The organism is Arthrobacter sp. P4_H3 (assembly GCF_056400885.1).
The window spans coordinates 1-23,039 of the sequence record NZ_JBFUKK010000014.1; the positions used below are offsets into that span (position 1 = coordinate 1).

Here is a 23,039-nt window from a genome sequence, read left to right on the forward strand (position 1 = left end):
GTGTTAATGAGGACTGCGGTGGGCTTCATCGCTTGCAGCCGGGGCGCGTTAATGAGTTTGCCGGCGCCGTGGCCTCCGCGGGTGTGCAGCGAGAGGTAGTCGGCGTCGCGGATGACGGTGTCGAGATCGGCGAACCGGACCGCGTTGTTATCGGAGTCGGGGTGGGTGGTGCTGACCAGGACGGTCATGCCAAGGGCGGCTCCCAGGTTTGCGGTGGCGCGTCCGCTGGGGCCGTAGCCGATGATGCCCAGGGTGGCACCGCGTAGTTCGTGGCCGGCGTCCCGGGGCCAGTGGCCTTGGCGGACGGCGGTGGTGACCTCGCCGAGGCGGCGTGCGGCCATGATGATCAGCCCGATGGTGAGTTCAGCAACGGAGTGGTGGTTTGTTCCGGGGGCGTTGCAGACCCTGATTCCTTGTGCGGCCGCGGCCTGGATGTCGATGGAGTCGTACCCCACGCCGCTGCGGGCGATGATTTGCAGGGAGGCGGACCCGGTGAGCATGTCGGCGGTGACCGGTTCGCTGGCGAGGATCGCCCCTGAGACGCCGTCGAACAATGAACGGCGTTCCTCCAGGGTCCGCAGCCCCCGTGATGGTGAGTAGACCGGTGCCAGCCCGTGGTCGCGCAGGAGCTGGTCAACGGCATCTCCCGGGTGGAGGTAGTCAGTGGTGATCAGGATGCGGGCGGCCATGTGGGTAGTTTCCTCTTGGTGTTCGGTACGGATGCGGTGCCGTCAGCAGCTGTCGGTTTACGGTTCGCGCGGGCAGGGCCGCCGCGGGCTGCGGCGGCCCTGACTGGTGCGGTTTTAGTGGACGTCAACCTTTTCCGCTTCCTGGGCGGCCGGTGTGTTTGCTTCGATTTCGTTCTTCTTCCGGCCATGGGCGTGCAGGGCTTCGCGGGCCTGTTCCGGGTCGTAGTCCTTTTCCCATTTGCCGACGACGACGGCTGCCATCACGTTGCCCAGGACGTTGATGAACACCCGGCCTTCGTTCAGGAGCCGGTCGACGCCGACGATGAGGGCGAGGGCGGCCAGCGGGATTCCCCCGACGGAGCTGAGTGTGCTGGCCAGGACAATGAACGCGCCGCCGGCGATTCCCGCGGTGCCCTTGCTGGTGAGCATCATGACGCCCACCATGACCAGCTGCTGTTCCCAGGACAGGTCCATGCCGACGGCCTGGGCCAGGAACACCGAAGCCATGGTCAGGTAGACGGCGGATCCGTCGAGGTTGAAAGAGAACCCGGACGGGATCACGATGCCGACGGTGGACTTGCCGACGCCCATGGCTTCGAGCTTCTTGATCAGCTGCGGAAGGACCGCTTCGCTGGAGCACGTGCTCAGGGCGATCAGCAGTTCGGCCTTGAAGTACCGCATGACCGTGAAGATGTTCAGTCCGCAGGTACGGGCGATAATGCCCAGGACCACGAGGACGTAGAGGATGCAGGTCGCGGTGAACAGCAGGACGAGGTAACCGAGTTGCTGCAGGCTTTGGGTGCCGTAGTTGGCCACCACGGCGGCCAGTGCACCGAAGGTGCCGATGGGGGCGAGGCGCATGACCCAGTTGACGATCTTGAAGATCACCGTGGAGAGGGCCTGGATGCCCTTGGTCAGGAAGGCACCGGCTTCACCGGAGACATTCATGGCAGCGCCGAAAACGATGGAGACCATCAGCGCGGCGATGACGGTGTGGCCTGTCAGTGCGCCGAACAGTGATTCGGGGATGATGTTGCTGACGAACTCGAGGCCGTCGAAGCCCTTGTTGGCGGCCGCGGGAACCTTGCTGGAGTCCAGCTGTGACGGATCGATGTTCATGCCTTCGCCGGGGCGGAATACGTTGGCGACAACCAGGCCGATGAGCATCGACAGCAGCGACAGGGCCAGGAAGTAGCCCAGGGCCTTCACACCGATGCGGCCGGCTTTGCGCAGGCTGTCCATGGATGCGATGCCAAGGGAAACAACGCAGAACACCACCGGAATGACGATCATCTTCACCAGGGCGATGAACCAGTCGCTGAGCGGCGTGAGCTGCTTGCCGACTTCGGGGAGGAGGAAGCCGACGGCGATGCCCAGGACTGCACCCAGGACGACTTGGAACCAGAGTTCGCGCATCAGCCGGCCGAACCGGGATCGCTGCTTGGGCGGGTGGGCGGAATGATGCGGGTTCTGCATGGTGTGGGACAACATCTTGGGTGCTCCTTTGCACGGCAGACAGAGAAAGTTGGGGAGGTGCGGTCCCGGGCAGTGGTGCTGCCCGGGACCGGGGCACTACCGGTGTGGTTAGTTGTGCAGTGCGCGCAGGACCTTGTAGAACTCGGCCTTGCCTTCGAGCCCGATGCCGGGCAGATCGCCCGGGGCCACGCGGCTGTTGACGATGACGGCGTCGTCGGTGAAGCCGCCGGTGGGCTGGAACTCGCCCGGGTAGGATTCGTTTCCGCCGAGCTTGAGGGCTGCTGCGATGTGCAGGGAGAACTGGTGTCCGCCGTGGGGGATGCAGCGGCGTGAGGACCAGCCGTGCTGGGCGAGCATGTCCTGGATCCGGCGGTATTCGGTCAGGCCGTAGCTCAGGGCCGGGTCGACCTGGATGAAGTCACGGTCCGGGCGCATCCCGCCGTAGCGGACCAGGTTCCGTGCGTCCTGGAGGGAAAATAGGTTCTCTCCGGTGGCGATCGGGTTTTTGTAGTGCTCGGAGAGGGTCGCGTTCAGGGCGTAGTCCAGCGGGTCGCCGACTTCCTCGTACCAGAACAGCCCGTACTGGTCGATGGCTTTGCCGTATTCCAGCGCGGTCTCGAGGTCGAATTTGCCGTTGACGTCCACCATGAGGCGGGAAGCGTCGCCGTCGAGGACCTCGATCACGGCTTCGATGCGGCGAAGGTCTTCGGCGAGGTCGGCGCCGCCGATCTTCATCTTGACCACGTTGTAGCCCTTGGCCAGGAAGCCGCGCATTTCGTTCTGCAGGTCCTCCAAGGACTTGCCTGGTGCGTAGTAACCGCCGGCGGCGTAGACGAAGACGTCCTTGTCCGGGTTGCCGTCACCGTAGTGATCCGAGATCCACCGGTACAGCGGGACGCCGGCGATCTTCGCGGCGAGATCGTGCAGGGCCATGTCGGCCACGCCGACGGCGACCGAGCGCTCACCATGGCCGCCGGGCTTCTCGTTGGACATCATCAGGTCCCACGCCTTCTCCGGCGAAAGCTGGCCGTCCTCATCCAGAAGGTCTTCGGACGGGGCATCCATGATGCGGGGAAGGATGCGGTCCTTCAGGATGCCCGTGGCGTTGTAGCGCCCGTTGGAGTTGAAACCATAGCCAACCAGGGGCTTGCCGTCGACGAACACATCGGAGACCAGCGCGATGATCGTGCAGTCCATCTTCGTGAAGTCAATGAAGGCGTTCCTGATCGAGGAACTGATGGGGATGGTGCCGACGTGGGCGGAAACGATTTTCATCTTTGAATCTCTCCTGAGTGAGTATCTTATTTCTTATAAGACTGGGATCAAAGCTGGTCCTAGGGTGCTGAGGGCATGAGACCCTCTGGCGAATATCTTATAAGATCTTGGATCAAAGGCTAGCTCAGGAGTGAAGAGGGGCACAAGTCTTTCGGAGAATTTCTTATAAGATACTTTCAGGACGGTAAACTGTGAGCAGCCGGGCACACCTCGGTAAGAGATTCGGAGCGTTGGATGAGCACCACGAACGTCTTTTCCAGTAAGGGCAGTCTGGCGTACAGCGAACTCCGCCAGCTGATTCTCTCGGCTGGCCTGGCCCCGGGCTCGCGCGTCTCCCAGTACGAACTGGCCGAGAACATGCAGATGAGCATCACCCCTCTGCGTGAAGCGATCCGCCGGCTCTCAAGCGAGGGCCTGATCATCATGGACACCCACCGGGACTCCCGCGTGGCTGACGTGAGTGCTTCGGAGGCTCGTGAGCTGCTGGAGGTCCGTCTCTCTCTGGAGCCGTCGGCGACTGAGCTGGCAGCCTCCCGCCGGACTGGCGCTGATATAGCAGCCATGCGCTCAGCAGCCGAGAAGCTCCTGCCTGTCACCCGGGTCTGGGGCGAGGACGCGATCACGGTGCACCGGGAATTCCACAGGGCCGTCTACGCTGCCTCGCACAACGACGTCATGATCAAGCTCCTGGATGACCTGTGGGACAAGTCGGACCGCTACCGCCGCCTTGGCCTGGAACTTCCTTCGGGCGATGAGCCCCGGACCATCGACCTGAACCAGCATCACCAGATACTTGAGCTCGTCGTTTCCAGGGACGGCGCCGGCGCCGCCGAACTCGCCCGGACCCACATCGCCAACAGTCTCACAGCCTCGGTCACCGGAGCTCTGGAGGAACGCGAGAACGTCCTGTCAGTGCCCCTGGAGGAAACCGCCTAGTATCCGCCGATTTCCCTCCGATCGTCAGGAACCGGCCGCCGGCGCTTGTCCCGCACCGGCTATTTAGCCCGTGACATAAAGAGCTCATAGAAGCCCGCCAAAGAGCGACCAATCCACGTCGCCGTACTGTCTCATCAACGGTCGTTTATAGACATTGCAACCCGCGACAGGTCTGCCTAAGATCTCTCGCGGTGGCTCAGGTTTACTGCTTGTGCTCTTGGAGCACGAGCGCCACCAGACCTGGGAATCGGCGGTCGAGCTCGTCACGGCGGAGCCAGTTTCGGTGCCGGGTACCCTCCACTTCCTGCTTGATGATGCCCGTCTCCCGAAGAATGCGCCAATGGCGCGTCAGCGCCGACTTCGAAACGCCGTAGTCAGAACCGCTACATGCTCTGCCAGGATCCCGGGCGATGGAGTACACGATCGCCCGTCGGACAGGGTCAGTCAACGCCGACATGACCTCGAACAGATCGATATCTTCCTCCGCGGGAATGGTCAGTGGGTTCGCCAAACGACTGGCCATGATCCTCCTCCCTAATTTCGATCGTTGTACCGTAGCCTATGTACACATGACTGCGTACATAGGCTACGGTTGATGTACGCAGTAACACGTACATTATGCCCGATCGCGTGACCAGCTGTTCGCCTACGTCAGGCGAGTAAGTCAGTACTACAGGAGACACACCCATGAAAATTTCCGTAATCGGCGCCGGAGCCATCGGTGGCAACCTCGCACGCCGGCTCAGCGAAGCCGCACATGACGTTCTTGTCGTGGACGCCCGCGGCCCCGAGGTCGTCGCCACCGAGGTACTCGCTGCAGGTGCCCAGACAGTGGACCCGGAAGCCGCAATCGCGGACAGGGACGTGATTATTTTGTCGATCCCCTTCTCGAAGCAGCCCGAACTCGCCGACCACCTCGCGAAGGCCGCGGATGACACAGTGATCGTCGACACCTCGAACTACTACCCCTTTATGAACGGCGCCGTCGAGTCAGTCGACAACGGTCAGGTCGAGAGCGTCTGGGCTGCGGAGCAGCTCGGCCGGCCAATCGTGAAGGCGTGGAACGCAGCGCTTGCCGCAACGCAGCAGATGAAGGGGCGCCCCGCTGGGGCACCGGATCGCATCGCGATCCCAGTCTCCGCCGATTCGGACGTGGCCCGCCGGATAGTCATGCAGCTAGTCGACGATACGGGCTTCGATCCGTTCGATGCTGGCGTCCTCGCCGAGTCGTGGCGCCAGCAACCCGGCACCCCTGCCTACTGCACCGAACTTAACCTTGGGGAACTCGGCCAGGCTCTTGCCGCGGCAGAGAAGGACAAAGCGCCTATCACCCGTGATCGACTGATGGAGCACTTCGTCTCACTCACGGAAGCACCGTCACTGGAGGATACCGTGGCGATCAACCGCGCCGCGCACCACTGACAACTACCACCGGCTGAACACTCTGTAGTCGCCCCGGAGCCTGCTTGGCCGGGACGAGTCCACATACCTAAAAGCATCGCAGGCCCGCAGCAGTCGACCACGCACCGCCGTCGCAGGCGGCGGCATCCTCTCCGGACTCACCCTCCGGTCTCGGCACGGCCGCACTGCCCAGGCGCGCACCATGGTTCTGCTGCTACCTGCCCCCATTGTCGTCACCGCCGGACGGCGCACGCCTTCCCGCCACGAACCATCCACCACTTTCCGCTACCCCTTCGTCCCTCGCGCTGAACGTGCGACAGCCAATGCGTGGGAAGACAATCCCTAAGGCCAATAGAAGGCCGGACTAGAGACACATTGACCAACTCACAAATGATCCTTGGCATGCACCTCGGAAACGGGTACGGATCGCAGGGATCCGCCTGGCGTGCTCCCGGCGTCGACCCCTCCAACTACACCGACTTCGACGCCCAGGTGCGCTACGCCCAAGCCGCTGAACGCGGGAAGTTCGCGTTCTTGTTCCTCCCTGACTTCCTGGCCCTGCAGGGAGACGTGGACCGCGAGTCGCCCATGCTCACCCTCGAACCCATGATGACATTAGCCGCCATCGCGCGTCAGACCGAGCGCATCGGCCTCGTAGCTACCGGCTCCACGACCTTCAACGAGCCCTACAACCTCGCCCGCCAGTTCAAGGCCCTGGACGTGATGAGCCACGGTCGTGCCGGCTGGAACGCGGTGACTACCAGCGACCCCACATCTGCCGCCAACTTCGGACAGCAGATCGCCCCACGACCGCAGCGCTACCAGCGCGCCCACGAGACCATCCAGATCACCCAGGCGTTATGGGGCAGCTGGCAGCAGGACGCCTGGATCAAGGACACGACGACCGGACGGTTCGTCGACCCGGCGAAGATTCAACCAATCAACATGCAAGGCGAGCACGTCGCCTCCCGCGGACCGTTGCCCATCCCACCCTCGGAGCAGGGCCAACCGGTCATATTCTCCGCCGGAGGTGGTGGAAACGGGCTGGAACTGGCCGGCCGCTACGCCAGCGCAGTCATCGGCGCGGTGTTTACCATCGAGGACGCACGCAATCAGCGCGAGGCGATCCGCGAAGCGGCACGTCGGGCAGGACGCAATCCCGATGAGGTGAAATTCTTCGCCGGAGTAATGCCGGCCATCGCCACCACCAAACGAGCCGCGCTCGACCGCCGCGTCGCACTGGGCGAAAGGGTCTTCCCGGCACGGGTACCGTACCTCGGATCCATGCTAGGACTGACCCTGGACCCCAGCCAACTCGACGAACCACTGACGCCCGACCAACTGGCCGCAGCCCACGCCAGCCCGTTCGATCCCCGCTCCGCCAGGGCCCTGGAGGTCGCCAACGAGGGGTGGACCATCCGCGACGTGCTGGCGCACGGAGTCATCGACTACCACCCGACACCGGTCGGTCCTGCTTCAACAACAGCGGACCACCTTCAGGAATGGTTCGAAGCGGGTGCCTGCGACGGATTCTGGGTATCCATCGACGTCTACGAGGACGGAATCGACACCTTCGTCGACGAAGTCGTTCCGCTTCTGCAGGAACGCGGTCTCTTTCACCGCGACTATGAAGGCTCCACCCTCCGGGACCATCTCGGTGCCCACACGCAGTACGGACTCGATCCCCGGCTCGGCAAGCCCACCGAATAATATGGCCACCCCGCACGACGAACGAGCAGAGAAATGACGACGACCACCACCAATCACGGCATTGACCAGGCCCTCTTCAGAAGCGCCGTCGGCCACTACGCCTCCGGGATTACAATCATCACCGGCCGCGACGACCATGGACCGATCGGGTTCACCTGCCAGTCCTTCTACAGCGTCTCGGTCGATCCACCGCTTATCTCCTTCAGCGTCATGAAGACCTCAACCACCTACCCGCGAATCCACGCTACGGGGAAATTCGCGGTCAACATTCTGTCCGTTGGGCAGGAAACAGCATCCAATCAGTTTGCGCGCAGAGGAACCGATAAATGGGCGAATATCTCGTGGAGAGAGACGGAGCAGGGGAACCCGGTGCTGGCCGGAAATGTCGCATGGCTCGACTGCCGGATCTGGGCCGAGCACGACGCCGGCGACCACATCGTCGTCCTCGGACAGGTTGTTGAGCTGGGCGCAACCGACGGCTATCCTCCCGAACCCCTGTTGTACTTCGAAGGGCAGTACCGAGCGCTTCGCCCGATTAGCAACTTATGAAAGCCGGTTACACCGACAAGGTCACTCTGAAGTTCTCTGACGGGCACCGTCATTTACAGCTGACAAAACGACGCCAAATACCGCTGCGATTCACAATTTGAGTGAAAGCCTGACGTCAGTTGGCTGTAGTTCAGCCTTATGGGAGTCCGATCGGGTTGCACAGGCTGCAGTAGGGGTGAAACCTTAAACACCAGCGTGGACAAAATGGGCAGGATGGGCGGGACTCCTGCTTGGATGCATGAGTCCGCTGGGCCGATAAGAACCCTTTCGTCGTTCTGGCCTCAGCCGGCACATCCTGGCTTTGCCTTGCGTGTTAGCCATTCTGGGATGTCGTCGTAGCCGACCAGCCGGTAAGGGGAGGGCGATACGAGAACGCGCGGGACTGGTTCTGGATCAACCGAGTTAGTGGACTCCGGCGCCTCTGCGGGCGCGCGAGCCGGTTGGATCGAGCATCGAAGTGGGGAAAAGAGCGTGTGCACATTGTGCACACCCTGGGCTTCGGACCGGGTCGAACCGGGGCCGGTCTGGCCCGGATTCGGCATGTTTCCGGGAGAACCCAGTGTTTGCAGGGGCCAGAATGCAGTTCGAGTCCCACCTCGGGCACGCATAACCCCTCGTCAGAGGGGTTTTTGCTTTAATGTGTGGACATTGTCCCTCGAGGGGTCCCTCTGACAGTGTTCCCGGTCTGTGCTGGCGCCGCGGTCGCCTGTTCAGCTGTATGGGTGGCGCGGTGAGGGCCTGGCTGGTGGCCCCTCCGCCTGCTGGAATCTAGGGTTATGTGCCATCCTTTCTTGCTCTTCCGCTGGCCAGTTCTTGGCGTCACTCATTCATGGTTAAGAGTTGTGATGACGACATGACCAAGCCGAATGTTCTTCGAGGATCTTCCTGGCATAGCTGCTCGCTGGGAACCAGGCAGAGTGCGCTCATCGCGTGTTTGTCCGGCCAAAGGGGGTGTGCACATTGTGCACACCTTTGTGCGCGGACGGCTTTTCGACCTGCATTTTGGTCCCTTCCTCATGTTCTCCCTTCGCTACTTCATGAAGTTCTCTGTTTCAGGCGACATGACTTTGCGGCCAGACCGTCGGTGTCGTTGGGCGTTCCCGTCAGCCGGAAACGTCTATCTATGGCTGGCGTACGAGCCGTCGCCGGAGTTCAGGTGTGTGGGATCCGGACTTTCTTCCGGGCAATTCTGGTTTGCTTGCTCTGTCATATGGAGACTGAGGACTTGACGCATCAGGCTCACAGGACCCGGGGGGACCTCATCTCCACTCAGTGTCACGGCGCCCACTCACTCCCGTCCACTCCTCGACGCGCCAGGATCATAAAGTGCAGCTTCGGTGCGCATTCCATCGCCAAGAGCGTCAAACGGTGCAGACTTTTGCTGGCTGACTGAAAAAGCCACGTGGTGCGTGTCACTGTTGGCATGGAAAACGACAGAACCACAACAGCTGCTTCCCGGTTGCGGGTTCAGATAAATATGGGGCAAAAAGACGGCTGCTTCCGCTTCCGTCTGGGCATGTCCCCTCTCCCAAAATCCTGAGGATGGATCTAATGGCTACTAATTTGTCGAGGCGCGGCTTCCTTGCACTGAGTGTTCTGGCTGGCGCGACTCCGTTGTTCGCGTCCTGTTCGTCGCGCGGGGCTACGGCCGGCGGCGGTTCCAGTTCCACTCTTGTGTATGTCGGCTCCGATTTCCCGGCCAACTTTGATACCGACAGCGCTGCCGGTGCGAACGTGGCCGGTGAAAACATAGTCGGAAACACCTATGGCGGTGACATCGTGGCATTCGGCAAGACGCAGGTCAATGGCACCTCCATCGCCGATATCCTTGCGAGTGGAATAAAGGGCGGCCTTGAGAATGGATTTGCCGAGACAATCGACGTCTCGGCTGATCAGCGAACCATCACCATTACTCTCAGGGACGACATCGTCTCGAATTTGGGCAACAAGTTGAAGTCTGCCGACGTCGTCTGGTCCTTTCAACGCAACTTCGCCCTCAAGCAAACCGGCCTGTTCATGGCCAACTCGATGGGAATCACAAGTGCTGACCAAGTAGTCGCCCTGGACGAGCGCACAGTCAGGTTCGCCCTCGATAAGCCGAATAGCATCTTCTTTAAGGTCGACGCAGCCAAGCTCTATGCAGGACTATTTGACTCCGTTGCCGCGAAGCAGCACGCCACCTCCGACGATCCGTGGGCGCAGGGTTGGCTCGGCAAGAACACCGCCGGCTTCGGCGCTTACACCGTTTCGGCTTTCCAAGAAGGCCAAACGGTCACGCTCTCCGCCAACCCGCATTCCTTGACAAGGCCTGACTTCGACAAGGTCGTATGGCGCTCTGTGCCGACCAGTGCGAACCGGCTCGCGTTGCTGCAGTCGGGCGAAGCGGACATCGCCATGAACCTCAGCCCGAGCCAGCTGCAGTCAGCCAAGAAGGCGGGGCTCACCGTCACGTCCTATAAGTCGAACAAGATCCAAGTGATGCCGCTCAACGCGCTCGACCCGAACTTGAAGGATCCCCGGATCCGCCAGGCAATCGCCTACGCCTTGCCTTACGCCGACATCCTGAGCAGCGTGTACCTAGGCACGGCAACCGGCTTGAACAGCCCCCTTCCGGAGGACTACCCGGGCCACACCGCAAAGTATAACGAGTACAAGACCAACCTCGACAAGGCCAAGAGCCTAATGGCGGAGGCCGGCGCGTCCGGATTCAACTTGACGTTGACCTTTTCCAACGACAACTACGAAGATCCGCTGATAGCGCCCATCGTTGCGGCCGCCCTCAAGCAAATCGGGATCAACGTGCTGCTCGAAGGATTGCCGGCGTCGAGTTACTTCGACAAGCTGTACAAGCGCGGGGGTCAAGCCTATCTCGCCGCATTCTGGCCCTTCGTCGCTGACCCAGCCTATGCCCTCGGTGTCTACTGGAAGTCCACGTCTTACCTCAACGTCGGGTCCTGGAAGAACGCAGAGTTCGACACGCTAATCGAAGAGATGCTGGTCGAACCCGAGCCATCAGCCCGTAACCTGAAGGCTGGCCGCGCCCAGCAAATCTGGATGCAGGAGCAGCCCTGGGTGCTCCTAGCCAACCCCGGATGGCACGTCGCGCATTCAAAGCGCGTCTCCAACGTCACGTGGTATCCGAATAATGGGGTCCGCTTCGCCGATCTCAAGCTCGTGAAGTAGGGCCGTGTCGTGGGCCGTTTCCTCCTCCGACGTCTTTCCCTACTACCCGTCCAGCTCTTTGGCTTGCTCGTCCTTGTTTTTTTCCTCACGCGACTGATACCAGGCGATCCTGCCTATGCCCTCGCCGGGGGTCAGGCAACAGCCGAGCAGGTGGAGCGAATTCGCCAGTCGATGGGACTGGACCAGCCTCTGTGGGTCCAGTTCTGGCACTACGTCTCCGGTGTCCTCCAAGGGGACTGGGGCACCTCCATCCAAACCAACAGTCCCGTCGTCCAGGACCTCGTGCAGAGGGCACCCGCAACCCTGCTCCTGATGTTCTTCTCCCTACTCATGATCATCCTGCTGGCGCTAGTGCTAGTCGGGTGGCTGCTCTGGCGGCCACAGGGACTCGCCCGCAAGGTCGTCAGCGGATACGGGTTTCTCGCTGGCGTCGTTCCCGATTTTTGGGTTGGCCTCAGCCTGGTCTCCCTGCTCTACGTGCAGCTCGGAATCGGCGCATCGCCGAGCGGCCAGCTGGACGCGAGAATTACCGTCCCTCCGGTAACGAACGTCGGACTGATCGACGCCGCCATCGCCGGCGATCCACCAGCTGTCGCAAACGCAATAGCACATCTCATTTTGCCCTGCATCACGTTGATCTTTGTCTACCTGGCACCTGTCATCCGGATCATGTCCGCAGTGACCGAGAAAGTCAACGGCTCGGATTTCGCCCGCTTCGCTGACTCGTGGGGTATCTCTCCGTGGCGACGTGTTCGGTACATTCTGCGTTTCACGTCGCCAACTATGGTCACGACGCTCGCCTCCACCACCGTCTTTCTCGTCGGCGGAGCCGTCCTCGTCGAAACCGTCTTCTCCTGGGGCGGTGTAGGACAGTATGCAGTGGCAGCTGTGACCCGCTCCGACTACGTGGGCGTGCAGGGCTTCGTTCTCATTGCCGGACTGTTTACAGCCATGGTCTACCTCGCCAACGACCTTCTACACGCCGCAATCGATCCGCAATTGAGGAAAGCATGAAAACCCTGATACCCACCACACTTGCGGGGAAGGTAGGCGTGGTTGGCACCTTCATCTCCGTCGTCCTTGCCGTCATCGGTCCCTGGATCGCTCCCTACGACCCGGAAAAGCCCACGGTGGATGTCCTCCAGGAACCCAGCTTCACGCACCCCTTCGGAACCGACGCATCTGGTCTCGACATCTTCTCAGTCGTCATCGCGGCCTTCCGTACGGACCTCTCGATCGCCCTGCTTGGCGTCGGCGCTTCGTTCGTCCTCGGACTCCTGCTCGGTTCCATCAGTGGTTTTTCCGCCGCTGGCGGCCGGATCTGGAGGGTACTCGCCCGGATCGTCGATGCTGCCCTCGATGTTTTCCAGTCGATTCCAGTAACCGTCTTTGCGTTGGCACTAACGGCGATTTTTGGTCGAGGAACCGGTGCCGTGATTACTGCAGTTATCTTTGTGACCACCCCGATTTTCGCCCGGCTGATCCGCTCATCCCTGCATTCAGTAGTGCAGGGAGGTCTCGTGGCATCCTGCCGTATATTGGGCCTCGGAACGATCCGTACACTTACGCGGCATGCCCTCCCCAATTCCGTTGACAGCGCAGTGGCGAATATCTCGGTCAGCCTGGGTGTCTCCGTACTCCTCACCGCCGCACTGAGCTTCCTAGGGGCCGGTGTCCGTCCCCCCACACCCGAATGGGGCTACGTGATCTCCATGGGAGCCAACTATGTCGCCACAGGCCAGTGGTGGATTAGCCTCATGCCGGGTCTGGTGCTGTGCCTGTCAGTGGTCTCCTTTGCCTTGACCGGCGAGGCCGTCAGGGAATGGCTCGCCGGTGCTGGGCTACGTTCGGCTGCCAACGAAGAAATCACCCTTTCCACCGGACAAACCGAGAGGACATCATGACCAAGTTCCACACTCCAATGGGGGAGGACCTGGGCAGGCACGTGTTGAGAATCGAGGATCTCCGACTAACTGCCTCCCGGGGAGCCCGGGACCTGGTCAAGGGAGTTTCACTTTCGGTCGCTCCCGGTCGAGTGCTGGGACTTGTCGGTGAGTCTGGCAGCGGCAAAACGCTTACCGGGCTGAGTTGCCTCGGGATGCTGCCGCAGGGCATCGAGCGCACGGGTGGAGAGGTCTTTGTCGCGGGGCAACCGATCCTGGATCTCGCCCCGAATGAACAGCGCCGCCTCCGAGGCTCCGTCGTATCCATGGTGCTGCAGGATCCGCTGAGCGGCTTCCACCCGATGCTCACCGTAGGCAAGCAGATCTTCCACTCCTTGCAGGATCATGGCGTTGGCAAGGAATCCGCACGGGCAAGGGTGCTCGAGGTGCTCGGTCAGGCGCGACTGCCTGAGCCAGAGAAGGTGGCAAACCGGTTTCCGCACCAGTTGTCCGGTGGCATGCGCCAACGGGCAATGATCGCCCTCGCACTTGCCAACCGTCCCAGTCTCCTGATCGCTGACGAGCCTACAACCGCCCTGGATCCTACAGTTCAGGCAGGAGTACTCCGTCTCCTGCGCCAGCTGGCCGACGATGGTCTCGGTATTGTCTTCGTTACGCACAACCTCGGCGTCGTGGCGGGACTCTGTGACGAGGTCAGCGTCATGGAGCATGGGCTCATCGTCGAATCGGGCGACGTTGCACCGGTCCTGGAGAACCCGCAGCACCCCTACTCGATCGAGCTGCTCAATGCCTCGCCACGCCTCTCGTCGCCGCACGTTCTGCGCGCTCCCCTCAATGCAGCCCGGACGAATGAACCCGCTGCCATTTCCGTTCAAGGCGCCAGCCAGCGGTACGGCACTCGGGGTATTTTCGGTCGAGGAGCAGTTGTTCACGCCCTAAGTGACGTCAGTTTTGAGATCCCGCGCGGCAGCACCACCGCTATCGTCGGCGAATCCGGATCAGGCAAGTCAACGTTGACGCGTCTGCTGGTAGGCCTCGAAAAACCGACAGCTGGCCGCGTCACCGTAGCAGGTCAAGACATGACGAGGCTTAATCCGGCGTCAGAACGGGAGTTCCGGCGTAAAGTCCAGCTGGTATTTCAGGATGCCAGCCGAAGCCTGGACCCCCGCTACACGGCCGAAGAGCTCCTCCTCGAGGCACTGGGCGTCGCAGACCGGAAGGCTTCGCCGTCTGCGGTCCTCGAGCTGTGCGATCGAGTGCACCTCCCCCGGACCATTCTCGGACTGCGCACCACCCATCTTTCCGGAGGCCAGCGCCAGCGCGTCGCCATCGCGCGGGCGCTGGCGCCGAATCCGGAGATCCTTGTCGCGGATGAGCCGGTCAGCGCCCTGGACGTCACCAACCAGCAACGCATCATGTCTCTGTTCCAGGAACTCGTGGACGAAAACAACCTCACGCTGATCATGGTGTCCCACGACCTCGCGCTGGTGAGGGACATGACCGACACGGTAATAACGATGTACAAGGGACGGCTAATGGAAGCAACTCCCGCCGAAGAGTTCTACCGCAATCCGCGAAATCCCTATTCGCAGGCCCTTCTCGATGCGATGCCCGACCCCAGCCGAATCGGGGTACTTCCGACCGTCACCGTCCCGGCCCTGCCGGGCCGCGTGGGCTGAAAGCAGGTAACTCGAATGTGCACCCTCCTTGCCGCACAATCCACGGCCGGACCGGTACTAGGCAGCAACAGCGACAATCCATATCTCGTTGGCAGCCGGGTCTTGGCATCAACCGAAGGGGCCTATCCATTCGTCGGAACGGAAGTGACCACCTACAGGGCCGCAGAGGCGGTCCCTTGGAACTCGGTGATGACCAGGGGCCTGAATGCACATGGAGTCGCTTTCACTTATTCCTACGTGCCCGCATCAAAGTCGGAATCCAATGGATACAGGAAGCTAGTAGACCGGCGGGGAACCCGAGATGCACTGGGCCAGGCGGCTTCGGCGGAGGAATTCGTTTCATTGCTGCAACAGCGGGCTTCCACACTAAACGACGGGAACTATCTGATAGCCGATGGCAAGGGGGTTGTTGTGGTCACCATTAATGGTCAACGCTCGACCCGGAGAACAATTGAACCCGGGCAAAACATCGCCTGCACCAATTCCTGGTTCGCGGGACAAGAGCCCGACGATGACGTTTGGGTAGGAGAGAGCTTTTCCAAAGAACGCCTCGGCCAGGCCGCCGTCGTGGAGTCCACGCCGCTCCTCGAAGTACAGGATGTCCGTCAGGCCCTGCATTCGGCCCTTGCCCAAAATGATGACCAGGAAGACGCCAACAGCCAGGAGGCGCGGACCGTCGATGCTCACGGCAAGGAAAGCGGAACAATATCCAGTGAGATCATCGTCCCTGCTGAGGGCACCCTTTGGTGGTGCTACGGATGGCCCTCAGGCACGTCGCGCGGGTACGAAAGTTTTATTCGAGACTCCTGGGGTGAGTACCTGCCGTTCCAGGTATCGAAGGTGGACCATACAGGACTGCTAACCACAGAAGATGGCACAATAACTCTCTACGGAACGAAGGTACTCGCAGCATGACCAACTTCCCCGCGCGCATGGCGCCCTCAAAAGCCCGTGGAATATTTCGCAGGGGGCTAGTCACCCCCACGGCCGGATGGAGCGACGGTTTCACTCAAGCCAACTTAATCGCGGTCCCCGCTGACTACGCCGAAGAAGTATTGGAGTTCTGTGCACTCAATGCCCAGGCCTGTCCGGTTATTGACGTCATCCAGCCGGGTGAAGTTACTAGCGCACTGGCTGCTGGTTCCGACATCCGCACCGACATTCCCGCCTACCGGGTCTGGCAGAACGGCGAGCTGACTGGGGAGACGGATGACGTTACTTCAGTCTGGCGCGATGACCTGGTCGGGATCCTCATCGGTTGCAGCTTCACCTTCGAGGCTGCGTTGGTCAAGGAAGGCATCCCACTGCGTCATGTCGAGATGGGTCGGAACGTTCCGATGTACCGCACCACCATCGACTGTACCCCGGCCGGGCGGATACACGGCCCAATGGTAGTTTCAATGCGCCCGATGCTGCCGGAATTGGTTGCGACGGCCGCCCGTGTCACGGGTGAGGTGCCGCAAGTACACGGCGCGCCCATCCATGTCGGTTCTCCGGATAAGATCGGCATTGTGGACATCAACCGCCCGGACTTCGGTGATGCTGTGGAGATACGCCCGGGCGAGGTTCCGGTCTTCTGGGCCTGCGGCGTAACGCCGCAGAGCGCGGTCATGGCTTCCAAGCCAGAGTTTGCCATTAGCCACGCTCCCGGGCATATGTTCATCACCGACGTTCTGGAGAGCAGCTACCGAACGAATGCTCCATCCTGACTGGCGCACTGACGCCGACAGGTTTGGATGGCCCCTTGGCAGGCCTCATGGGAGCAGCTTTCGGCCCCGTCCACGCGCCACCCGCTGCAGGCTGGCAACGCGCCTAGCCGGGCCGACAACAGGGCCCCCGAACAGGACCAAACGTGGAAGATTCCGGCAGCAAGGCCGGCACTCTGACCTGCCCGAGCCCGAATCCGCGCCGATCTCGGATGGGAGCCAGAAACCGACCCCATCGGCGGATTGTTGTTAGCAGCCATGAAAAACTGACTATAGGCGGCCACGAAAATGCCCGCTGACGGCCAATAGGACTGCCCGCCGATGGCCATGAGATATGCCGCACCAAGTTCGGAATCGACTCGAAAAACTCATCACGGAGTTTGAAATCGAGTACGAGACCGCAGGGTCAACTGCCCAGGCTGTTGACTGTGCCGTCAAGATAACTATGGGCGACGGGGGAAGTTCAGCCGTCGTTACGTCAGGTCATAACTCGACCAATACGTTACATTTGAGCAGAGCTGCCAGCCCTTTAGATGCGGCCGTCACTCATTCTTGGCCAAGAGTTGTGGTGACGACATGACCAAGCCGAATGTTCTTCGAGGGTCTTCCTCGGATAGCTGCTCTCTGCGAGCCAGGCAGAGTGCGCGCATCGCATGTTTGTCCGGCCAAAGGGGGTGTGCACCTCGTGCACACCTTTGTGCACGGGCGGCTTTTCGACCCGCATTTTGGTCCCTTCCTCATGGTTCTGCCTTCACCACTTCATGAAGTTCTCCGTTTCAGGCGACATGACTTTGCGGCTTTTATCGTCGGTGTCGTTGGACGTTCCGGGTTCAGCGGGAACGTTTTTGCTGAATCTGCGGCTGTGGCGTCGGATCCGTCGACAGAGTGCAGGTGTGTGCGATCGCGGCCTTCCTCCGTCGACCAGGGAACGTTTTTGGGGTTTACTATGGCCGGCGTCCGATCCGTCGACAGAGTCCAGGTGTGTGGGATCCGGGCTCTTCTTCCGGGGTGTCCGCGCCGGTCGAAGGTGAGCCATTTCGTGGGCGGCGGATGTCAGGGGTCGTTGCAACGGTTTATGAATCTTGTCAGTGGTGGAGCCAGCCTAGTCAGGTGCTCCATGGGAAGTACCTGGCCGCCAGGAACCAGCGCATCGCTGCCCGATGAAAGCCATCGTCGCTATCGACAATCCATCCTGCACCTACTCGCCGACGGCGGACCCGGCACCGACCGCTTCACCCGGTTGAACCGATCAAAGCCAAAACAACGCAGCAAAAGACCCAACAGCCTCGGCTTCAACGTCAACTTCAACGTCACCCCGACCACGGCAGCTTGACAGCCACTACTTTCGTATTAGGTCTTCGACCTCAGCTGGTGGATGGGTGTGTGCAGTTTGATCGATCGGCAGTAGCTCGACGCCTTCGGTATTTCCGATCACATGCCGGGTCCGTGTGTCATCTCGGATGAACCACACAGCATGTGAATTGCCGGCCTTCACGTCGATGATGCCGACGAAGTCCTGACCATCGTAGTCCCGGACGCGGACTGACTGTCCCGGCACAAGGCTGGTCCAGTTTTGGGCCGGGAAGGACACCTCGGCCGGGCGTGGCGATGCCTTCTTCTTCTTCTTCTTCTTCACGGGTCTACTCCTTTACTGTGCCGGTTCATGATCCTGGGCGAGGGCCGGCCGCCCCTGCCTAGGTGGCGCTGCCGGGCTGTGAGCGCAAGGCCAGCACTGCGGTGAGGCGCGAATTCCGGCGCGCCGAGGACTGCTGTTGGGGGCTGAGTTTGACGGTTCCCATCTGTGAAATGCCCCTCGGGGCGGGCCTCCGACGAGCTGCTGCCCGTGATGGTTTTCCTGTCAGCCCGGTTGGCGCCAGGGCCACCCGTAACGTCCTTCTGTCATTGGCAAGCGTCCGACTGCTGACACCGCCGGTTGACTTCCCTTAGGCATGGGCTACGGACAACGCGCTCCCGTGCGCTGCGGTGAACAAGGCCCAAAGGCTATCTGCCGATGGTGCTTCGACTTTGGACGGCGGACGTTTGGAAATTCTGGCTATAGACAACACAGACCAAGGAGCTCTACGCTATCGATGTTGTTAATACTCACCTTATGTAACATCACTGGTGAATAGTACGCAAGGAGGCTTTCTGTGAAAAAATTCATCGAGTCACGAAACATTACTCGGGAGCTGGCTCGCGTTGCCGTCGATGCCGCCGTCTTAAAGTCCACGGAGTTGGGTGTGAGTGTCAGTATCGCAGTGGCCGATGGCGCCGGGCATCTTGTGTGTTTCGAGCGAATGAACGGGGCGCCTTTTCAAACGGCGAAAATCGCCTCAGGCAAGGCGTACTCCGTCGCCGGCAACGGATTGGCCACGCACGAGTTCTGGGAAGTTGTCCGTCAGGAGGAGGCCCTGCTGCATGGCTTGGCCTCGATCGACGGCGCAACCATCATCGGGGGAGGACTACCTGTCCTGTACGACGACGGATTGATCGGTGCCGTCGGAATCTCCGGAAAGAGCTCCATGAGCCAGGACCGTGAGATCGCAGGGGCCGCCGTCGAGGCCGTTGTAGCTTCCCTGACGCCGTGACACTTCGTTTTCGTGCGCTTCATGCACACCTTTTGCGTACAGGAGCCCACACTCAGTCCAGCCCAACTCCCACTGTAAATGTCCCAAGACTAGGAGCACCATTTGTCAATTCAGTCAATTCCAGGCATTGCCCTCAATGACAGTTGTACAATTCCCCAGATCGGTCTCGGTATCTTCGGCCCGGATGACACCGCGGCTGCCGACACTGTGGCTACGGCACTTGAGCTGGGATACCGGTCGTTGGATACGGCCGAACAATACCAAAATGAAGCCGGCGTGGGGGAGGGAATCCGCCGTTCCGGCGTCCCGCGTGATGAAATCTACGTCACCACAAAGCTGGGCAATGAAAGCCACGGCTACGACGCAGCGCTCCGCGGATTCGAAGGCAGCCTGAAGCGGCTCGGCCTCGACTACATCGACCTGTTCCTGGTCCATTGGCCGATGACGAGGATTGACAAATACGTCGAGAGCTGGCGGGCACTTGAGCGACTACAAGAAGAGGGCCTTGCGAAATCGATTGGCGTCGCAAATTTTCAGATCCACCACCTTGAACGCCTGCTGGCCGAGACACGCGTGGTTCCCGCCGTCAATCAAATCGAACTGCATCCAGGCCTTCAGCAGGCAGCGTTGAAGGCATTCAACACCTCACATTCCATTGCGACGATGGCATGGTCCCCCCTGGCCGGGAACCCGTTTGCTAATCGCAAGTTGACTGACAGCCCACTCCTTCTGAAGATCGGGGCGAAGCACGGCAAGAGCGCGGCCCAGGTGATCATCAGATGGCACATCGAACAAGGAAACGTGGTCATCCCGAAGACCGTGAGTCCCGAGCGAATGATCGAGAACACGCAAGTCTTCGACTTCCAGCTCGAGGAAACTGATCTCGCAGAGATTGCCGCACTTGAGACCGGGATCCGGAACCCGTATGACCCGGACCTCATTGATTGAGCTCACGCAACCAATCGATGGAATTGCCACATTAAATAACAAATCTCACGCGAAGACTTTCGCCATCGAATATGTCGCGATAGTGTGTTTAATAACATCATGTAACACTCAACGATGAGGATACAAAAATGATTCAGTGTTCGTTGGCTGCCAAGCAGTCGAACCACAGGTGGAGCTTCGTTCGAGCGGCAGCCTTCATGGGCGCAGCTGTGCTTGCACTCTCCGCGTGTGCCGGGACTCCAGGAAACGCCGGAGGCTCGAAGGATGAGTTCTACCTCCCCGAGAACACCGCCCTTTATGCCCCGGAAGATGCGACAGTGGTCAAACCGGCTCCGGGACAGCCTGTAGCGGGACCAATCACCAAGCAGACGCTGACCGTCCCCTATGCCGGAGCGTTGCCAGTCGCCGACGGGCCGATTGGAGACCCGGCCAAGACCTATACTTTCTGCTTCTCTCAAGGGCTGGCCAACAATCCCTGGTCCACTGCGCAGAAGGAAAGCCTTATGATCGAGGCTGCCAAGCACCCCAATGTCCAGATCAAATACACAGAAACGAATGATCCGAGCGAACAAGTCGCGGACCTCCAGTCTTGTGTGAGCCAGAAGGTCAGCGGCATCCTGGTATTTCCCCAGTCCGTGGGTCCGTTGACTCCCGCCATCGATGCAATCTGCAAAGCCGACATTTTCGTCATCGGCATGGAACGGACGGTTGATACCGACTGCCCTGACTCCTGGGTCTACCTTGACTACAAGCAGGGTGCTATCCAAATTGCCAACACCATCGGCGACTCGTTGAAGGGTAAAGGCACCGTCGTGGAGACGCAAGGAACGATGGGGTCCTCCCCGCAGATTCTGCGACACGAAGGTTTCATAGCGACCCTGAAGACCAAGTACCCGGACATCACTGTGAATGAAACTTCTCCCGGCGACTTCGATCGCACGAAGGCATACCAGGCCGCACTCAGCTTCCTTCAGTCACCACAGGGGCAGAAGATCGACGCCTGGTACACCCAGTACAGCGAAATGGCGCTGGGTGTTTACGCCGCGATGCAGCAGACGGGCCGGACGGACATTCCTCTCTACACATGGGGGGACGACAAGTCCACCACTGCGGCCATCCAGCGCGGAGAAGTCCTAGCCGCTGTTCCCGCGACGCCCCTGCACGCGGATCTGGCCCTTCGAGTAGCCATTCGGGCTATAGAGAAAAAGGATTTCCCGAAGCGCATCATGCTTGAGCAGCCGCTTCTCCTGACCAAAGAAAACGCCGAGGCGTACGACAAGACCACTTGGGGATCCGCGGGCTAAATGCGGTATGACCGACTCTCCGCCATCCAGCAACCGCCGATGCAGGAAAGACAACTCTCATGACGAAATCATGGCTTCCAACCCACGGATCAGCTCCCCTCGGGAAGCAGCAAGCCTCCGAGACACGTAGCGGCACGTTCGACGGGACGGTCGTGGCCTTGCGCGACATAACGAAGACCTACCCGGGGGTGCAAGCCCTCACCTCCGTGGACCTGGACATCTTCCCCGGAACCGTCCATGCGATCAGCGGCGAAAACGGGGCAGGCAAGTCAACCCTTTCGAAGGTCATCTGCGGCCTCGTGCAGCCCGACGCGGGGGAGGTATACATCGATAACAAAAGGGTTCACCTCACCTCCCCCCGCGACGCCCGGTTACTCGGAGTCAGCGCCGTCCCCCAGGAACTTTCCCTTGTCCCCAACATGTCAGTAGCGGAGAACATCTGCGTCGCCTCCTTCCCGGCGCGCTCCGGGATAGTCTCACGCAAAGCTCTCCGGGCCAAGGCACAGCCGGTGCTGGATTCGCTAGGCCTCACCATCGATCCGTTCTCAGAGCTGAGCGAGCATTCCCCCGGCATACAACAACTGGTCATGATCGGGAGGAGTTTTGTCAGCAAGGCCAGGATTATCATTCTGGACGAGCCCACCGCTGCCCTGACGGAACCGGAAGTCGCCCACCTTTTCGACGTTGTGGACAAGGCCAAAGCTGCTGGCACAGCCTTCATCCTTGTCAGCCACCGTCTCCAAGACCTTTCCCGGATTGCCGACACTGTCACCGTGCTCCGGGACGGAGTCAAGATCATCACCGAGCCGATGAGCAAGATGAGCCACGACGATATTGTCAAGGCCATGGTGGGGCGTCCGATTGAACGGTTCACGCATGAGATTCAAAACCGCGCAGACATTGAATACGAGGTCAAGTCCGGGCAGATCACAATGACTCCGAGGCTTTCGGTAAAGAATCTATCGAGCGCAGGCAAATTCGAGGACATCAGCTTTGAGGTGAACCCCGGAGAAATCGTGGGCATGGGGGGGCTGCTGGGAGCGGGCCGCAGTGAAGTTGCACGGGCGATATTCGGAGTTGACAGCTACGATTCCGGCACAGTCGAGGTGAACGGGGTCCCCCACCGGATACGCAGCCCCCGAGAAGCCTTCCGCGCAGGCATCGTCATGGTTCCTGAAGAAAGGAAAAGCCAGGGGTTGGTGCTGGGCATGACGATCGAAGAGAACTTCACGCTAGCGCAGCCGGAGGTCATCTCCACGGCCGGATGGCTAAGAAAGACGCGGTCAGCGCAACTTGCCCGGGAGCTGATCAGCAAACTCAGCGTAAAGGCGGCCGGAGCCGGCGTGACCGTGGGGACCCTGAGCGGCGGAAACCAGCAAAAGGTGGTCATCGCCAGATGCTTCCTCAACGACTTCCCGATCTATATCTTCGACGAACCCACGCGGGGGGTTGACGTGAACGCAAAGTTCCAGATTTACCGGCTCGTTAACGGACTCGCAAAGGGCGGAGCCGGGGTACTTGTGATCTCCTCGGAGCTATCTGAGCTGCTGGCGATTGCGGACCGGATCCTTGTCATGCGGGACGGCCGCCTTGTGGACGACATTCCGGCCCTAGGGGCTACAGAAGAACGTATCCTCTCCTCCGCGATGGTCTAGCTAAGGCCCCGGAACCATTCTGATTCTCTGAGAAGG

Annotated in this window: 20 protein-coding genes; 15 read left to right on the top strand and 5 right to left on the bottom strand. The window is 60.6% G+C overall.

All coding sequences use genetic code 11. The annotated features are described in order from the left end of the window. From AC1DRE_RS17450 to AC1DRE_RS17460, 3 genes are all read right to left on the bottom strand, one after another. A partial coding sequence (locus AC1DRE_RS17450; RefSeq protein WP_476985780.1) for an NAD(P)-dependent oxidoreductase occupies positions 1-689 on the bottom strand: 689 nt, incomplete at its 3' end. Positions 690-803: 114 nt separating this feature from the next. After that, the gene (locus AC1DRE_RS17455; RefSeq protein WP_476985781.1) at positions 804-2,180 is read right to left on the bottom strand and encodes a cation:dicarboxylate symporter family transporter; all 1,377 of its coding nucleotides are present in this window, start codon (positions 2,178-2,180) and stop codon (positions 804-806) included. Between the two features lie 93 nt (positions 2,181-2,273). Then, positions 2,274-3,440: a mandelate racemase/muconate lactonizing enzyme family protein gene (locus AC1DRE_RS17460; protein ID WP_476985782.1), complete on the bottom strand. Its 1,167-nt coding sequence runs from the start codon at positions 3,438-3,440 to the stop codon at positions 2,274-2,276. A gap of 234 nt (positions 3,441-3,674) precedes the next feature. Between AC1DRE_RS17460 and AC1DRE_RS17465 the strand changes: the two genes are divergently transcribed. After that, entirely contained in the window at positions 3,675-4,376 is a 702-nt protein-coding gene (locus AC1DRE_RS17465; protein WP_476985783.1) for a GntR family transcriptional regulator, read from the top strand. A gap of 202 nt (positions 4,377-4,578) precedes the next feature. On the opposite strand, the gene AC1DRE_RS17470 is transcribed toward AC1DRE_RS17465, so the two are convergent. Continuing rightward, complete coding sequence (locus tag AC1DRE_RS17470; RefSeq protein ID WP_476985784.1) at positions 4,579-4,899, bottom strand: ArsR/SmtB family transcription factor; 321 nt, start codon at positions 4,897-4,899, stop codon at positions 4,579-4,581. A gap of 164 nt (positions 4,900-5,063) precedes the next feature. Here AC1DRE_RS17470 and AC1DRE_RS17475 point away from each other — a divergent pair, with 164 nt between their 5' ends. The 10 genes from AC1DRE_RS17475 to AC1DRE_RS17520 all read left to right on the top strand — a co-directional run bounded on the left by AC1DRE_RS17475 (position 5,064) and on the right by AC1DRE_RS17520 (position 17,841). After that, the gene (locus AC1DRE_RS17475) at positions 5,064-5,798 is read left to right on the top strand and encodes an NADPH-dependent F420 reductase (protein ID WP_476985785.1); all 735 of its coding nucleotides are present in this window, start codon (positions 5,064-5,066) and stop codon (positions 5,796-5,798) included. A 354-nt stretch (positions 5,799-6,152) separates the two neighbouring features. Further along, complete coding sequence (locus tag AC1DRE_RS17480; RefSeq protein WP_476985786.1) at positions 6,153-7,487, top strand: NtaA/DmoA family FMN-dependent monooxygenase; 1,335 nt, start codon at positions 6,153-6,155, stop codon at positions 7,485-7,487. Positions 7,488-7,520: 33 nt separating this feature from the next. Next, entirely contained in the window at positions 7,521-8,036 is a 516-nt protein-coding gene (locus AC1DRE_RS17485) for a flavin reductase family protein (RefSeq protein ID WP_476985787.1), read from the top strand. A gap of 1,551 nt (positions 8,037-9,587) precedes the next feature. Further along, a complete protein-coding gene (locus AC1DRE_RS17490; protein ID WP_476985788.1) occupies positions 9,588-11,219 on the top strand; it encodes an ABC transporter substrate-binding protein in 1,632 nt (543 codons plus the stop codon). A 9-nt stretch (positions 11,220-11,228) separates the two neighbouring features. Further along, complete coding sequence (locus AC1DRE_RS17495; RefSeq protein ID WP_476985789.1) at positions 11,229-12,233, top strand: ABC transporter permease; 1,005 nt, start codon at positions 11,229-11,231, stop codon at positions 12,231-12,233. Beyond that, positions 12,230-13,123 carry an ABC transporter permease gene (locus tag AC1DRE_RS17500; RefSeq protein WP_476985790.1) on the top strand — a complete coding sequence of 298 codons (894 nt, stop codon included), beginning with the start codon at positions 12,230-12,232 and terminating at the stop codon, positions 13,121-13,123. The genes AC1DRE_RS17495 and AC1DRE_RS17500 overlap by 4 nt, the downstream gene beginning before the upstream one ends. Next, positions 13,120-14,802, top strand: a complete 1,683-nt coding sequence (locus AC1DRE_RS17505; protein ID WP_476985791.1) for an ATP-binding cassette domain-containing protein — start codon at positions 13,120-13,122, stop codon at positions 14,800-14,802. The genes AC1DRE_RS17500 and AC1DRE_RS17505 overlap by 4 nt, the downstream gene beginning before the upstream one ends. A gap of 15 nt (positions 14,803-14,817) precedes the next feature. After that, the gene (locus AC1DRE_RS17510; RefSeq protein WP_476985792.1) at positions 14,818-15,717 is read left to right on the top strand and encodes a carcinine hydrolase/isopenicillin-N N-acyltransferase family protein; all 900 of its coding nucleotides are present in this window, start codon (positions 14,818-14,820) and stop codon (positions 15,715-15,717) included. Beyond that, complete coding sequence (locus tag AC1DRE_RS17515) at positions 15,714-16,511, top strand: putative hydro-lyase (protein ID WP_476985793.1); 798 nt, start codon at positions 15,714-15,716, stop codon at positions 16,509-16,511. The genes AC1DRE_RS17510 and AC1DRE_RS17515 overlap by 4 nt, the downstream gene beginning before the upstream one ends. A gap of 1,114 nt (positions 16,512-17,625) precedes the next feature. Continuing rightward, entirely contained in the window at positions 17,626-17,841 is a 216-nt protein-coding gene (locus tag AC1DRE_RS17520) for a hypothetical protein (RefSeq protein ID WP_476985794.1), read from the top strand. A 6-nt stretch (positions 17,842-17,847) separates the two neighbouring features. On the opposite strand, the gene AC1DRE_RS17525 is transcribed toward AC1DRE_RS17520, so the two are convergent. Continuing rightward, positions 17,848-18,144, bottom strand: coding sequence for a hypothetical protein (locus tag AC1DRE_RS17525; RefSeq protein WP_476985795.1), 297 nt, complete (start codon positions 18,142-18,144; stop codon positions 17,848-17,850). Between the two features lie 514 nt (positions 18,145-18,658). On the opposite strand from AC1DRE_RS17525, the gene AC1DRE_RS17530 reads away from it, so the two are divergent. The 4 genes from AC1DRE_RS17530 to AC1DRE_RS17545 all read left to right on the top strand — a co-directional run bounded on the left by AC1DRE_RS17530 (position 18,659) and on the right by AC1DRE_RS17545 (position 23,003). Continuing rightward, the gene (locus AC1DRE_RS17530) at positions 18,659-19,096 is read left to right on the top strand and encodes a GlcG/HbpS family heme-binding protein (protein ID WP_476985796.1); all 438 of its coding nucleotides are present in this window, start codon (positions 18,659-18,661) and stop codon (positions 19,094-19,096) included. A 102-nt stretch (positions 19,097-19,198) separates the two neighbouring features. Beyond that, positions 19,199-20,044, top strand: coding sequence for an aldo/keto reductase (locus AC1DRE_RS17535; RefSeq protein ID WP_476985797.1), 846 nt, complete (start codon positions 19,199-19,201; stop codon positions 20,042-20,044). Positions 20,045-20,172: 128 nt separating this feature from the next. After that, the gene (locus tag AC1DRE_RS17540; RefSeq protein WP_476985798.1) at positions 20,173-21,348 is read left to right on the top strand and encodes a sugar ABC transporter substrate-binding protein; all 1,176 of its coding nucleotides are present in this window, start codon (positions 20,173-20,175) and stop codon (positions 21,346-21,348) included. Positions 21,349-21,407: 59 nt separating this feature from the next. Next, on the top strand, positions 21,408-23,003 hold the full coding sequence (locus AC1DRE_RS17545) for a sugar ABC transporter ATP-binding protein (RefSeq protein WP_476985799.1): 1,596 nt from the start codon (positions 21,408-21,410) through the stop codon (positions 23,001-23,003). Positions 23,004-23,039 lie beyond the last annotated feature (36 nt).